Below are 13,407 nucleotides of genomic sequence, written 5' to 3' on the forward strand. Positions count from 1 at the left end.
AAGAGGCCGCTTTCGCCATTCCCTTGCGGATATGCGAGAGATCGGAGACCGGTAACGGCTCATTTCAATCCTGTGGCGGAATATCCACCAGCAGGCTGTCGACGCGCTGGAAACCGCGCGGCAGCTTGTTGCCTCGCCGGCCTCGCTCCCCCTTGTAGTGTTCCAGGTCGTCGCCCTTGAGCGACAGGGTACGCTTTCCGGCCTGCAGGACCAACGTCGCCCCGGCTGGCAGAACAGCCAGGTCGGTGAGGTATTCCTCGCGGCTGGCCACGCGTTCGCCGGGGATGCCGATGATCTTATTGCCCTTGCCCTTGCCGAGCTGCGGCAGGTCGGAGACCTTGAACAATAGCAGACGGCCCTCGGTCGTCACGGCCGCCAGCCAATCCTGCTCCACATCGCGCACCGGGCGCGGCGCCACCACGGCGGAGCCGTTGGGCAGGCTGAGCAGGGCCTTGCCGGCCTTGTTCTTGGCCTGCAGGTCCTCGCCCTTGACCACGAAACCATAGCCGGCGTCGGAAGCGATCACGAACAGCGCATCGTCGTCCGGCAGCAGCACGCATTCGAAGCTGGCCCCCGGCGGCGGCGTCAGCCGGCCGCTGAGTGGCTCGCCCTGGCCTCGCGCGGACGGCAGGCTGTGGGCCGGCAGCGAGTAGCTGCGCCCGGTGGAGTCGATGAACACCGCATACTGGTTCGAGCGTCCCGGCGCGGCGGCCTTGAAGCCGTCGCCGGCCTTGTAGGAGAGGCCGGCGGCGTCGATGTCGTGGCCCTTGGCGCAACGCACCCAGCCTTTTTCCGAGAGCACCACGGTCACCGGTTCGGTGGGCATCAGCTCGGTTTCCGACAGCGCGCGGGCCTCGGCGCGGGCGACGATCGGCGAACGGCGGTCGTCGCCGTAGGTCTCGGCGTCCTTGATCAGCTCCTCGCGCACCAGCTTCTTCAGCTTGGCCTCGCTGCCGAGCAGGGTCTGCAGGCGCTTCTGCTCCTTCAGCAACTCTTCCTGCTCGCCGCGGATCTTCATCTCTTCCAGGCGTGCCAACTGGCGCAGGCGGGTGTCGAGGATGTAGTCGGCCTGCACCTCGCTGAGTTCGAAGCGCTCCATCAGCACCGCCTTGGGCTGATCCTCGGTGCGGATGATGTGGATCACCTCGTCGAGGTTGAGGAAGGCGATCAGCAAGCCATCCAGCAGATGCAGGCGGCGCTCGACCTTGTCCAGGCGGAACTGCAGGCGTCGACGCACGGTGCCGATGCGGAACTGCAGCCACTCCGAGAGCAACTGGCGCAGGTCCTTGACCTGCGGCTTTCCGTCGAGGCCGATGATGTTCAGGTTGACCCGGTAGCTGGTTTCCAGGTCGGTGGTGGCGAACAGATGGGTCATCAGCTCTTCGACATCGACCCGGTTCGAACGCGGGATGATGACGATGCGGGTCGGGTTCTCGTGGTCCGACTCGTCGCGCAGGTCGGCCACCATCGGCAGCTTCTTGGCCTGCATCTGCCCGGCGATCTGTTCCAGCACCTTGGAACCGGACACCTGGTGCGGCAGGGCGTGGATGACGATGTCGCCGTCCTCGACGCGGTACACCGCGCGCATGCGCACCGAACCGCGGCCGGTCTCGTAGACCTTCTGCAGGTCGGCGCGCGGGGTGATGATCTCGGCTTCGGTGGGGAAGTCCGGGCCCGGCACGTGTTCGCACAATTCGGCGACCGTCGCGCCCGGCTGGTCGAGCAGGCGCACGCAGGCCGACGCGACTTCCCGCAGGTTGTGCGGCGGCACGTCGGTGGCCATGCCCACCGCGATGCCGGTGGTGCCGTTGAGCAGCAGGTTGGGCAGGCGGGCCGGCAGCACGGCCGGCTCGTCGAGGGTGCCGTCGAAGTTCGGTACCCAGTCCACGGTACCCTGGCCCAGTTCGCTGAGCAGCACCTCGGAATAGCGCGACAGGCGCGCCTCGGTATAACGCATGGCGGCGAAGGACTTGGGATCGTCCGGCGCCCCCCAGTTGCCCTGGCCGTCCACCAGCGGATAGCGATAGGAGAACGGCTGCGCCATCAGCACCATGGCCTCGTAGCAGGCCGAGTCGCCGTGCGGGTGGAACTTGCCGAGCACGTCGCCGACGGTGCGCGCCGACTTCTTGTGCTTGGAATCGGCATCCAGCCCCAGTTCGCTCATGGCGTAGACGATGCGTCGCTGCACCGGCTTCAGGCCGTCGCCGATATGCGGCAGGGCGCGGTCCATGATCACGTACATGGAATAATTCAGATAGGCCTGCTCGGTGAACTCGGCCAACGACCGGCGTTCGACCCCTTCCAGGCTCAGATCGAGGGATTCGCTCATGCGTACCTCACGGAGAAGTGTTTTGGCGCAGCACCAGGGTGCCGTCGCGCTGGGTGAATTCGAGTTGTTTCAGGGCGCTCATGCCGAGTAGCACCTCATCGCCGTCCATGCCCGGCGCAATCAGCGCCGCGACCCCGGACAGGCGGATATCGCCGAGTTGCAGCTGGTCCAGCCGCGTGCGCCAGCCCGTGGCGCGGCCGTTGGCCGTGCTCAGGGTGATCGGCGCGCCGCGCTCCAGCGCGAGTCTTGCCGCCAGGGCTTCCGGCACCGCCACCTGGGTCGCCCCGGTATCGAGCAGGAAGGTCACGCCCTGGCCGTTGATCTGCCCGTTCAGCAGGTAATGGCCCTGCCGGCTGCTGGCCAGGCGCAACTCGACGTAGCCGTCGCCATGGATCGATTGCGGCGCCTGGTTCGGGTTGCGCTGTCGATCTTCCCAGACGCCGAAATAGCGCGTCGCCAGCGCCAGCCCGGCGATCCAGGCCAGCACCAGCATGATCCGTCCCAGCCGCTGACCGGGCGCCCGTTGCGTCACTTGTCCCCCAACCAGCCGCCGGCGGGCGCGGCGAAGCGCAGGACGAAGGGCCGCACGTCGCCATCGGCGCGCGCATGGTCGCCATTGTCGATGCCCAGCCAGGCGCCCTTGTCGTCCAGCGACAGGGCTTCCGCGACGCCATAAGGCAGCTCGTAGCGACGCTCCGGCGCCAGGACCGCCGAGGCGAACGACCAGCAGCGCTCGACCTTGGCCTGGGCCAGGTCGCGGCGACAGATCTGATGCGCCAGGCGCTCCAGGGTGAACAGCTTGCCGCGGTAGAAGGCGAGGTCGGAGAAATCCTTCGGCAGCTTGCGCGCGCTGCCCAGTTCCGGCGGCGGCTCGATCTTGCCGCCCTCGGCGAGCAGTACGCAGCTGCCCTCGCAGCGCCAGGCACTGTTGTCGCGGTGGGCCACCAGCAGGCCGCGGCGCTCGCGCTCGGCAGCCAGCCAGAGGCGCTTGCCCTCGGGGTCGACGGCGATCCCTTCGAACAGCGCGTTGAAATTCATCAGCATGCCGCTGGCCCGCGCTTGCGACAGCAGGCCGGGCGGCAGGCGCAGCCAGTTCGGCGCGCCGCTCACCGGCAGTTGCAGGACCGCCGCGTGCGCCTCGCTGACCAGGTAGCGATTGCCGGCGGCATCGCAGGCGATGCCTTCGAAGTCGAGGTTGCCGCCGCGCACCAGGCCACTGAGCCAGACCCGCGTGCTCATGCCCCAGGGCAACCCGCTGTCCGGCGGGGTCGGAGCGATGAAACTCTCGGCCTCGGCCTGCCAGGGCTGGTCGGAGCCTTCGGCCGAGGGTTGCAGGCGATACAGGCGGTCATCGTCGCGGTCGGAAACCGTCCACAGCGCGCCGCCACACCAGGCCAGCCCGGAGAGGTTGCCGCCGCGCATGCCCTCCACCGCATGTTCGGAGATGAAGCTCAAGGCTGCCGGAACCGGTGGCTCTGGCGGCGCCTCGGCCGCCTGGACCAGGCCCCCGAACAGGCCGAGGATGGCCAGCAGGCGGCGCATCAGACCAGCACCTCGGCCAGGTTGCCCTTGCTTTCCAGCCAGGACTTGCGGTCACCGGCGCGCTTCTTGGCCAGCAGCATGTCCATGATCTCCAGGGTACCGGTGGCGTCCTCCAGGGTGAGCTGGACCAGCCGCCGGGTATTCGGATCCATGGTGGTCTCGCGCAGTTGCAACGGATTCATTTCGCCAAGGCCCTTGAAGCGGGTGACCTGCGGCTTGCCGCGCTTCTTCTCTGCGGCCAGGCGCTCGAGGATGCCGTCGCGCTCGGCTTCGTCGAGGGCGTAGTAGATGTCCTTGCCGAGGTCGATGCGGTACAGCGGCGGCATCGCCACGTAGACGTGGCCGGCTTCCACCAGCGGGCGGAAATGGCGGACGAACAGCGCGCAGAGCAGCGTGGCGATGTGCAGCCCGTCGGAGTCGGCATCCGCGAGGATACAGATCTTGCCGTAGCGCAGCTGGGCCAGGTCACTGGCACCCGGATCGACGCCGATGGCCACCGCGATGTCGTGGACCTCCTGGCTGGCGAGCACCTCGCCGCCGTCCACTTCCCAGGTGTTCAGGATCTTTCCGCGCAGCGGCATGATCGCCTGGAATTCCTTGTCCCGCGCCTGCTTCGCCGAGCCGCCGGCGGAGTCGCCCTCGACCAGGAACAGTTCCGCGCGCATCGGTTCCTGTCCGGCGCAGTCGGCCAGTTTGCCGGGCAGCGCCGGCCCCTGGGTGATCTTCTTGCGCTCGACCTTCTTGCCCGCCTTGAGGCGACGCCCGGCGTTGCTGATCGCCAGTTCCGCCAGTTGCAGGCCGATTTCGGCGTGCTCGTTGAGCCACAGGCTGAAGGCGTCCTTCACCACGCCCGAAACGAACGCCGCCGCCTCGCGGGACGACAGGCGCTCCTTGGTCTGCCCGGAGAACTGCGGTTCCTGCATCTTCATCGAGAGGACGAAGGCGATCCGTTCCCAGACGTCCTCGGGCGCCAGCTTGACGCCGCGCGGCAACAGGTTGCGGAACTCGCAGAATTCGCGCATGGCGTCGAGCAGGCCCTGGCGCAGGCCGTTCACATGGGTGCCGCCCTGGGCCGTGGGAATCAGGTTGACGTAGCTTTCCTGCACCGACTCACCGCCCTCGGGCAGCCACAGCAGGGCCCAGCTCACCGCTTCCTTGGAACCTTCGAGGTTGCCGCAGAAGGGTTCATCGGGCAGGCGCGGCAGCTCGGCGACCGCGTCGGTCAGGTAGGAGCGCAGGCCGTCCTCGAAGTGCCACTCGACGCGCTCGCCGGTGTTCTTGTCCTCGAACACCACGCTCAGCCCCGGGCACAGCACCGCCTTGGCCTTGAGCACATGCTTGAGGCGGCTGACCGAGAACTTCGCCGAATCGAAATACTTCGGATCCGGCCAGAAATGCACGCTGGTACCGGTATTGCGCTTGCCGACCGTGCCGATGACTTCCAGATCGCTGTCCTTGAAGCCGTCGGCGAAGGTCATCCGGTACTCGTTGGCGTCGCGCTTGACGCGTACCTCGACCCGGGTCGAGAGCGCATTCACCACCGAGATGCCGACCCCGTGCAAGCCGCCGGAGAACTGGTAGTTCTTGTTCGAGAACTTGCCGCCGGCATGCAGCTTGGTAAGGATCAGCTCGACGCCCGGCACGCCCTCTTCCGGGTGGATGTCCACCGGCATGCCGCGGCCATCGTCGATGACTTCCAGCGAGTTGTCCTGGTGCAGGATCACCTGCACGCTCTTCGCGTGGCCGGCCAGGGCTTCGTCGACGCTGTTGTCGATGACTTCCTGGGCCAGGTGGTTGGGGCGGGTGGTGTCGGTGTACATCCCCGGGCGCTTGCGCACCGGGTCGAGGCCGGAAAGGACTTCGATGGCGTCTGCGTTGTAAGTAGCCATGGGGTCTCTATTCAGTCAAAAGTCGAAAAGTCGGTGTCGCGCCACAGCGCCGACGGGTAGCCGGCGAACGCCAGCAGCGCCGGCAGGTGCCGGGCGAAGCCCTGGAAACCGTGGTCGCCGCCGGCCTGGATACGTAGCGCGCAGGCTCGGTAGAAGGCCTGCGCGACGCGATAATCGAGGGTTTCGTCGGCGGTCTGCAGCCATACCTGGTAGCGTTCGGGACGTTGCAGGTGCGTGACTTCCAGTTCGGCCAACGCCGCCACGTGGTCCTCGGTGAGTTCCCAGGTCTCGCCGCTGTAGTGGTTGGTCTGCGCGCCCAGGTAGCCGTCGAAGGAGCGATGCGGGGCGACCGCCGGATTGACCAGGATCGCCGCCAGGCCATGGCGCTCCGCCAAATGGGTCGCATAGTAGCCACCCAGGGAGCTGCCGACCAGCACCGGTCGCCCGAGCTCGGCGATGGCCCGCTCCAACTGGGCGATAGCCTGCCGTGGGTGATGGTGCAGGGCCGGGACGCGCAGGCCTTCGGCCAGGCCCAAGTGGCCGAAGGCCGCCTGCAGCTGACGCGCCTTGTGCGATTCGGGCGAACTGTTGAAGCCGTGGATATACAGCAGGGATGGGCTGGTCGCGGTCATCGGGAACGGGCTAATGGGCTTCAACTCGGTAGGGAAAGCCGAACGGTAACAGCTTCCAGGCTTCATCTTCCAGCCTGCGCGCCGATCGGCAACGACGCACGTGGCCGCGGTATCCCGCGACCGGGGGCATGTCAGTATCCGGCGGTGTCGTAGTCTACTTCGAAGACGACGTCGTCGACCCGCGAGATCCCCGTTTCCAGGCGCCCGTCGTCGTGCAGGCGCAACCAGCGGTAGCCCGGCGCCAGGCGGTCGAGGGTGAAGTCGCTGCTACCGGGGGCGAACTGTACGCAGGTGGACGGCGAAGCCAGCAGGCGCAGCGGGCCGCGCTGGCGGTCGAACTCCTGGTGAATGTGCCCCCACAGCAGGCAGCGTACCTGCGGATAGGGCGCCAGCAGGTCGAACAGCGCCTGCGGGTTGCGCAGGCCGATGGGATCCATCCAGTCGCTGCCGATCGGCACCGGGTGGTGATGGAAGGAAACCAGCAGGAAGCGTTCGCCGGCGCTGTCGATGGCGCGCCGCAGCAGCTCCAGCTGATCCTCCTCGAGATAGCCCGGCACCGCGCCGGGAATGCTCGAGTCGAGCAACACCACGCGCCAGTTGCCGACGTCGACGACCTGCTCCAGCAGGTCGCTGCCCTCGGTCGCCCTTTGCATCGGCTCGCGTTCGTCGTGGTTACCGGCGAACCAGCGCAACGGCGCGTCCAGGGGGGAGCTCAACCTGCGGAAGCGTGTGTAGGAATCGAGGCTGCCGTCCTGGGAGACGTCGCCGGTGGCGAGAATCAGGTCGATCCGCGGCTGCTCCCGGGCGACCCGCTCGACCACCTTCTCCAGGCTATGGGCGGTATCCATGCCAAGCAGGCGCGCGCCATCCTCGGCGAACAGGTGGCTGTCCGAGAGCTGCACCAGCAGTACGGAGGCGTCGGTGGCGGGAGTGTTCGAATGGCGTGACAAGGGGCCGTCTCCTGAAGGCGAGGCGTCCGCGGTGAAAGGGATGATTATGGTGACCGACGAAAGTGGCGGCAAACCCGGAAAGCGGAACAGATCACAGTTGCGAGGACTACTTTTGGCTTGATGTCATTCAACTGGCCTTTTGCCTGCAACCGCTCAGCGCTGGGCCACCGGCTCCATTTCGTGGCCGCAGGCCAGGCAATGGGCGAGCCACTCGCCGAGGAACAGGTTGAGCTGGTTCTTCTCGTCGGGCTGGTGCATCGCCTGGTTCGGGTAGGGATAGATCGCCATCAGCCGCCGCGCCTGTTCGGCGCCGATCACCTCGGCCATCCGCGCATCGTGGTAGACCCGCACTTCCAGCCGCGGCGCCGGCAACCAGGGCAGGCCCAGTTCCTGGCGCACCTGAAGGGTGGTGGTGTAGGGGCAGGCCTCGGTCACTTCCAGCGCAAGTACGCCGAGCAGCCGCTCCCCTTCGCTCAGCGCGACCCGGCGCGAGGCCTGCGCCTCGCGCATGTCCGGGAGCAGGCGCATGAGTCGCGCGTAGTTCGCTTCGCAGGTCGCCTGCAGGCTGGCCAGGTCGACCCGGTAGCGCTCGCGCAGCAGGTTCAGGCCCATAGCCCACGCACCTCGGCCCGGTTCAGGGCCAGCCACTGCAGGGCGATGATGCTCGCCGCGTTGTTGATCCGCCCGTCGCGCACGGCCTGCAGCGCATCTTCCAACGGCCAGACGTGGACGCGGATGTCCTCGCCCTCCTCCGGCAAGCCATGCACGCCGCCGACGCCTTCGCTGTCGCAACGGCCGACGAACAGGTGCACCACTTCGTCGGTGCCGCCCGGCGACGGCAGGTACTGGGTTATCGGCCAGAGCGCACCGAGAGTCAGCCCGGCCTCCTCCATCGCCTCGCGATGGGCCACTTCCTCCGGTTGCTCGTCCTTGTCGATCAGGCCGGCGACCAGCTCCAGCAGCCAGGGGTTGGCGAGCTTCTGCATCGCCCCGACGCGGAATTGCTCGATGAGCACCACGCAATCGCGCTGCGGGTCGTAGGGCAGCACGCAGACCGCGTCATGGCGGACGAACAGTTCCCGACTGATTTCCCGGCCCATGCTGCCGTCGAACTGGCGATGCCGCAGGCGCAGGCGATCGAGACGATAGAAGCCGCGGAAGCATTCCTCGCGCTGCACGAGCTCGACGTCACCGGGGGCGGGTTTGAAGGTTTCGGACATCCTCGACTCACTTCACTCGGGTATGTGGGTTTCGCGCCATCCTATCGCGGCCCGGCGCAGGGCGCAGCCACTTTCAGGACAGCTCGGGAAAACTTCGTGGCGCTCGCCGCACGGGCGTGTTTCCCGGCCACGGCTAGGCCATACTTGGGGTTTGCGCGGGCCGAACTCAAGCGCGACGCCAGGGTCGAAACGGACTGGTCGACGCTTCGAGCCCGCCCATCCACCGTCGCAAAAGGAATCCCATGCGCCTTCTGAAATTCGCCGCCCTCGGCAGCCTGGTCGTTCTGCTGAGCGCCTGCCAGAGCCTCTTCAAGCCCGGCCTCGACGACCCGCTGCCCACCGAGCGCCTCGCCAGCGAGCACCTGAAGCCCGGCTGTCAGGGCGAACAGTGTCCCTTGGTAAACATCGACACCTTGAAGTTCCCCGACGAACCGCAGTTGGACCCGATCGTCGAGCGCGCCCTGCTGGAAATGACCCGGGAAAACAACGAAACGCCCCTGCCGGCATCGCTGGCGGCCTACGAGCGGCAGTTCCTGGACAGCGCCGAGCCGGGCTGGAGCAGCTACCTGCAAGCCAAGGTGCGCGAACAACATGACGGTCTGGTGATCATCGAGCTTTCCAGCTACCTGTTCACCGGCGGCGCCCACGGCATGCCCGGTCGCGGCTTCATCAACTACGACCGCAGGCAGCACAAGGTGCTGAGCCTGCAGGACATGCTGGTTCCCGGCCAGGAAGAAGCCTTCTGGAAACAGGCCGAGCTGGCGCACAAGGCCTGGCTGCTGGCCAACAAGCTCGACCAGGACGCCGATTTCCAGAAGACCTGGCCGTTCCAGCGCACCCCGCACGTGGCATTGACCTTCGGCGCGGTGACGCTGAAGTACGACGCCTACTCCATCGCGCCGTATTCCTATGCCCACCCCGAACTGAAGATCCCGTATCCGCGCCTGAACGGCATCGTCAAGCCGAACCTGTTCCCCGGCCGCGGCTGACGCTTCCGACGCTCCGCAGCCCCTCGTCACGGCGAGGGGCCCCGTGGCGCGGCCTAGACCTGCCTGTAGATCACCGATCCTTCGTCCTTGAAGCGCGCCGCCTGCTCCTGGAAGCCGGCCTCGATGGCCTTGCTCTCGTCGGACAGGCCGTTCTCCTTGGCGTAGTCGCGGACTTCCTGGGTGATCTTCATCGAGCAGAACTTCGGTCCGCACATGGAGCAGAAGTGCGCGACCTTGGCCGAGTCCTTCGGCAGGGTCTCGTCATGGAACGCCCGCGCGGTGTCCGGGTCCAGGCCAAGGTTGAACTGGTCCTCCCAACGGAACTCGAAGCGCGCCTTGGATAGCGCGTTGTCGCGGATCTGCGCGCCCGGGTGGCCCTTGGCGAGGTCGGCGGCATGGGCGGCGATCTTGTAGGTGATGATCCCGGTCTTCACATCATCCTTGTTCGGCAGACCCAGGTGCTCCTTGGGCGTGACGTAACAGAGCATGGCGCAGCCGAACCAGCCGATCATCGCCGCGCCGATGCCGGAGGTGATGTGGTCGTAGCCGGGGGCGATGTCGGTGGTCAGCGGGCCGAGGGTGTAGAACGGCGCCTCGTCACAGCACTCCAGCTGCTTGTCCATGTTTTCCTTGATCAATTGCATCGGCACGTGGCCGGGACCTTCGATCATCACCTGCACGTCGTGCTTCCAGGCGATCTTGGTCAGCTCGCCGAGGGTTTCCAGCTCGCCGAACTGGGCGGCGTCGTTGGCGTCGGCCACCGAGCCCGGACGCAGGCCATCGCCCAGCGAGAAGCTGACGTCGTAGGCCTTCATGATTTCGCAGATCTCTTCGAAATGCGTGTAGAGGAAGTTCTCCTGGTGGTGCGCCAGGCACCACTTGGCCATGATCGAGCCGCCGCGGGAAACGATGCCGGTGACCCGCTTGGCGGTCAGCGGCACATAGCGCAGCAGCACGCCGGCGTGGATGGTGAAGTAGTCGACGCCCTGCTCGGCCTGTTCGATCAGGGTGTCGCGGAAGATTTCCCAGGTCAGGTCCTCGGCGACGCCGTTGACCTTCTCCAGCGCCTGGTAGATCGGTACGGTGCCGATCGGTACCGGGCTGTTGCGCAGGATCCACTCGCGGGTTTCATGGATGTGCTTGCCGGTGGACAGGTCCATCACCGTGTCGGCGCCCCAGCGGATGCCCCAGGTGAGCTTCTCCACCTCTTCCTCGATCGACGAGCCCAGCGCGCTGTTGCCGATGTTGCCGTTGATCTTCACCAGGAAGTTGCGGCCGATGATCATCGGCTCAAGCTCGGTGTGGTTGATGTTCGCCGGAATGATCGCGCGGCCGCGGGCGACTTCCTCGCGGACGAACTCGGGGGTGATTTCCTTCGGGATGTTGGCGCCGAAGCTGTGCCCCGGGTGCTGCTGGTCGAGCAGGCCGGCGGCCCGGGCTTCCTGCAGCTTCATGTTCTCGCGGATGGCGATGTATTCCATCTCCGGGGTGATGATGCCTTTCTTCGCGTAGTACATCTGCGAGACGTTGGCGCCCGCCTTGGCCCGGCGCGGCGTGCGCACGTGGGCGAAGCGCAGGGCGTCGAGGCTGGCGTCGGCCAGGCGGGCCTGGCCGAACTCGGAGGTCAGGCCGGGGAGGATCTCGGTGTCGCCGCGCTCGTCGATCCAGCGCGAACGCACGTCAGGCAGGCCCTTGCGCAGGTCGATGCGGACCTCAGGGTCGGTATACGGGCCGGAGGTGTCGTAGACGAACACCGGCGGGTTTTTTTCGCCGCCGAAGGCGGTGGGGGTGTCGGCGAGGGAGATTTCCCGCACCGGGACGCGGATGTCCGGGCGCGAGCCGGTCAGGTAGACCTTGCGCGAGTTCGGGAAAGGCTGCGTCGACTGGCGGTCGAGCTGCTCAAGGCGGGTGATGTTGTTCTTCTGCGTTGCGCTCATCGATGGCTCTCCTGGGTGATTGTCGGGAGAACCTGGCACGCGGGGCCACCGGGACTGGTGGCGAGAAGGACGCGCCGGCAAGGCAGGCATGGCGCGGACATCTTGTTCCCTACGCGGGTTGCTGCGGTCCGCGCGAGGCGGAACCGGACGCTAGCCCGATCAGGTTCAACGGGATCCGGAACTATCCGATCTCAGCCCCTCGTATAGGGCACCCCGACAAGAACCCCGGCAGTCTAATCAACACCGGCGGGATACGCCAACGGGAAAACGCCCCGCCCGACCGGCAGTCATGGTCCGGTCCGGCGCCCTCTCGCCAGGGAAGACGCAGATCCCCGCACGTTCGCCGGCACATCGATCCGGACTGGCTCTTCGATCAGTTGCCGCGCAGGTGCCTTGACCGCCACCGGTAGCGACCTTAGCCTTGCCCCACCTCGCATCTTTTCCAGGACGAACGAATGCTGCGCAGACTCTCCCTGGCGGCCGCCGTGGCCGCTGCTACCGGTGTCGCCTGGGCCGCCCAGCCGACCCCGCTGCCGACCAAGACCGACCTGATCAGCGTCTACAAGGAAGCCGTCGACAACAACGCCGACCTCGCCGCCGCCCAGGCCGACTACCTGGCGCGCAAGGAAGTGGTGCCCCAGGCCCGCGCCGGCCTGCTGCCGCAACTCGGCGCCGGCGGCCGTATCGGCGACTCACGGATCGCTCTCGACGAACCGGCCGCCACGGTCAAACGCAGCAGTCATGTGGTCCAGGCCAGCCTCAGCCAGCCGCTGTTCCGCGCCGACCGCTGGTTCCAGTGGCAGGCCGCCAAGGAAACCAGCGACCAGGCCAAGCTGGAATTCTCCGCGACCCAGCAGGACCTGATCCTGCGCAGCGCCGAGACCTACTTCACGGTGCTCCGCGCCCAGGACAACCTGGCCACCAGCAAGGCCGAGGAAGCCGCCTTCAAGCGTCAATTGGACCAGGCCAACGAGCGCTTCGACGTGGGCCTTTCCGACAAGACCGACGTACTCGAGGCCCAGGCCAGCTACGACACCGCCCGCGCCAACCGGCTGATCGCCGAACAGCGCGTGGACGATGCCTTCCAGGCCCTGGTGACCCTGACCAACCGCGACTACAGCGCCATCGAGGGCATGCGCCACACCCTGCCGGTGGTGCCGCCGGCGCCGAACGACGCCAAGGCCTGGGTCGACACCGCGGTGCAGCAGAACCTGCGCCTGCTGGCCAGCAACTACGCGGTCAACGCCGCCGAGGAAACCCTCCGCCAGCGCAAGGCCGGGCACCTGCCGACCCTCGATGCCGTGGCCCAGTACCAGAAGGGCGACAACGACGCCCTCGGCTTCGCCAACAGCGCCGCCAATCCGCTGGTGCACTACGGCAAGGATGTCGAGGAACGCACGATTGGCCTGGAACTGAACATCCCGATCTACAGCGGCGGCCTGACCTCCTCCCAGGTCCGCGAGTCCTACCAGCGCCTCAACCAGAGCGAGCAATCCCGCGAAGGCCAGCGCCGCCAGGTGGTGCAGGACACCCGCAACCTGCACCGCGCGGTGAATACCGACGTCGAGCAGGTCCAGGCGCGGCGCCAGGCGATCATCTCCAACCAGAGTTCGCTGGAAGCCACCGAGATCGGCTACCAGGTCGGCACCCGCAACATCGTCGACGTGCTCAACGCCCAGCGCCAGCTGTACGCCGCCGTGCGCGACTACAACAACAGCCGCTACGACTACATCCTCGATACCCTGCGCCTGAAGCAGGCGGCCGGCACCCTCAGCCCGGCCGACCTGGAGGCGCTCAGCGCCTACCTGAAGCAGGACTACGATCCGGACAAGGACTTCCTCCCGCCGGACCTGGCCAAGGCCGCCTCCGAGCAGTTACAGAGCAAGCCGCGCCAGCAGTACTAGCACGAGCCAAGACGC

At 66.9% G+C, this 13,407-nt stretch carries 11 protein-coding genes and 1 riboswitch; of the genes, 2 read left to right on the forward strand and 9 right to left on the reverse strand.

The window, feature by feature from the left end; translation table 11 throughout:
- Positions 1-64: 64 nt before the first annotated feature.
- The 8 genes from parC to LJF27_RS01445 form a co-directional block, all read right to left on the reverse strand.
- A complete protein-coding gene (parC, locus tag LJF27_RS01410; protein WP_003095687.1) occupies positions 65-2,329 on the reverse strand; it encodes a DNA topoisomerase IV subunit A in 2,265 nt (754 codons plus the stop codon).
- 7 nt (positions 2,330-2,336) lie between these two features.
- Entirely contained in the window at positions 2,337-2,861 is a 525-nt protein-coding gene (locus tag LJF27_RS01415; RefSeq protein ID WP_003113919.1) for a retropepsin-like aspartic protease family protein, read from the reverse strand.
- Positions 2,858-3,871, reverse strand: a complete 1,014-nt coding sequence (locus tag LJF27_RS01420; RefSeq protein ID WP_003121164.1) for an esterase-like activity of phytase family protein — start codon at positions 3,869-3,871, stop codon at positions 2,858-2,860. The genes LJF27_RS01415 and LJF27_RS01420 overlap by 4 nt, the downstream gene beginning before the upstream one ends.
- Positions 3,871-5,760, reverse strand: coding sequence for a DNA topoisomerase IV subunit B (gene parE, locus LJF27_RS01425; RefSeq protein WP_003102062.1), 1,890 nt, complete (start codon positions 5,758-5,760; stop codon positions 3,871-3,873). The genes LJF27_RS01420 and parE overlap by 1 nt, the downstream gene beginning before the upstream one ends.
- 11 nt (positions 5,761-5,771) lie before the next feature.
- Complete coding sequence (locus LJF27_RS01430) at positions 5,772-6,392, reverse strand: YqiA/YcfP family alpha/beta fold hydrolase (protein WP_003102064.1); 621 nt, start codon at positions 6,390-6,392, stop codon at positions 5,772-5,774.
- 131 nt (positions 6,393-6,523) lie between these two features.
- Positions 6,524-7,342 carry a 3',5'-cyclic-AMP phosphodiesterase gene (cpdA, locus tag LJF27_RS01435; protein ID WP_014603361.1) on the reverse strand — a complete coding sequence of 273 codons (819 nt, stop codon included), beginning with the start codon at positions 7,340-7,342 and terminating at the stop codon, positions 6,524-6,526.
- A 153-nt stretch (positions 7,343-7,495) separates the two neighbouring features.
- Positions 7,496-7,954, reverse strand: a complete 459-nt coding sequence (locus LJF27_RS01440) for a DUF1249 domain-containing protein (RefSeq protein WP_003102067.1) — start codon at positions 7,952-7,954, stop codon at positions 7,496-7,498.
- On the reverse strand, positions 7,945-8,562 hold the full coding sequence (locus LJF27_RS01445) for an NUDIX domain-containing protein (protein ID WP_003095694.1): 618 nt from the start codon (positions 8,560-8,562) through the stop codon (positions 7,945-7,947). The genes LJF27_RS01440 and LJF27_RS01445 overlap by 10 nt, the downstream gene beginning before the upstream one ends.
- 242 nt (positions 8,563-8,804) lie before the next feature.
- Between LJF27_RS01445 and LJF27_RS01450 the strand changes: the two genes are divergently transcribed.
- A complete protein-coding gene (locus tag LJF27_RS01450) occupies positions 8,805-9,551 on the forward strand; it encodes an RsiV family protein (RefSeq protein WP_003102069.1) in 747 nt (248 codons plus the stop codon).
- Between the two features lie 53 nt (positions 9,552-9,604).
- On the opposite strand, the gene thiC is transcribed toward LJF27_RS01450, so the two are convergent.
- Entirely contained in the window at positions 9,605-11,488 is a 1,884-nt protein-coding gene (thiC, locus tag LJF27_RS01455) for a phosphomethylpyrimidine synthase ThiC (RefSeq protein WP_023116792.1), read from the reverse strand.
- 89 nt (positions 11,489-11,577) lie between these two features.
- Positions 11,578-11,714: riboswitch (TPP riboswitch) on the reverse strand.
- 229 nt (positions 11,715-11,943) lie between these two features.
- Here thiC and opmH point away from each other — a divergent pair.
- Complete coding sequence (gene opmH / locus LJF27_RS01460) at positions 11,944-13,392, forward strand: efflux transporter outer membrane subunit OpmH (protein ID WP_017002004.1); 1,449 nt, start codon at positions 11,944-11,946, stop codon at positions 13,390-13,392.
- The last annotated feature ends 15 nt before the right edge of the window (positions 13,393-13,407 follow it).

This window comes from Pseudomonas sp. 203-8 (genome assembly GCF_020708595.1).
GTDB lineage: Bacteria > Pseudomonadota > Gammaproteobacteria > Pseudomonadales > Pseudomonadaceae > Pseudomonas > Pseudomonas aeruginosa.

Excerpts from the sequence above, each read along its gene's own strand:
- LJF27_RS01440 (WP_003102067.1), bottom strand. The coding sequence starts at position 7,954 with ATGGGCCTGAACCTGCTGCGCGAGCGCTACCGGGTCGACCTGGCCAGC.
- LJF27_RS01445 (WP_003095694.1), bottom strand. The coding sequence starts at position 8,562 with ATGTCCGAAACCTTCAAACCCGCCCCCGGTGACGTCGAGCTCGTGCAG.
- thiC (WP_023116792.1), bottom strand. The coding sequence starts at position 11,488 with ATGAGCGCAACGCAGAAGAACAACATCACCCGCCTTGAGCAGCTCGAC.
- LJF27_RS01420 (WP_003121164.1), bottom strand. The coding sequence starts at position 3,871 with ATGCGCCGCCTGCTGGCCATCCTCGGCCTGTTCGGGGGCCTGGTCCAG.
- LJF27_RS01450 (WP_003102069.1), top strand. The coding sequence starts at position 8,805 with ATGCGCCTTCTGAAATTCGCCGCCCTCGGCAGCCTGGTCGTTCTGCTG.
- LJF27_RS01430 (WP_003102064.1), bottom strand. The coding sequence starts at position 6,392 with ATGACCGCGACCAGCCCATCCCTGCTGTATATCCACGGCTTCAACAGT.
- parE (WP_003102062.1), bottom strand. The coding sequence starts at position 5,760 with ATGGCTACTTACAACGCAGACGCCATCGAAGTCCTTTCCGGCCTCGAC.
- parC (WP_003095687.1), bottom strand. The coding sequence starts at position 2,329 with ATGAGCGAATCCCTCGATCTGAGCCTGGAAGGGGTCGAACGCCGGTCG.
- opmH (WP_017002004.1), top strand. The coding sequence starts at position 11,944 with ATGCTGCGCAGACTCTCCCTGGCGGCCGCCGTGGCCGCTGCTACCGGT.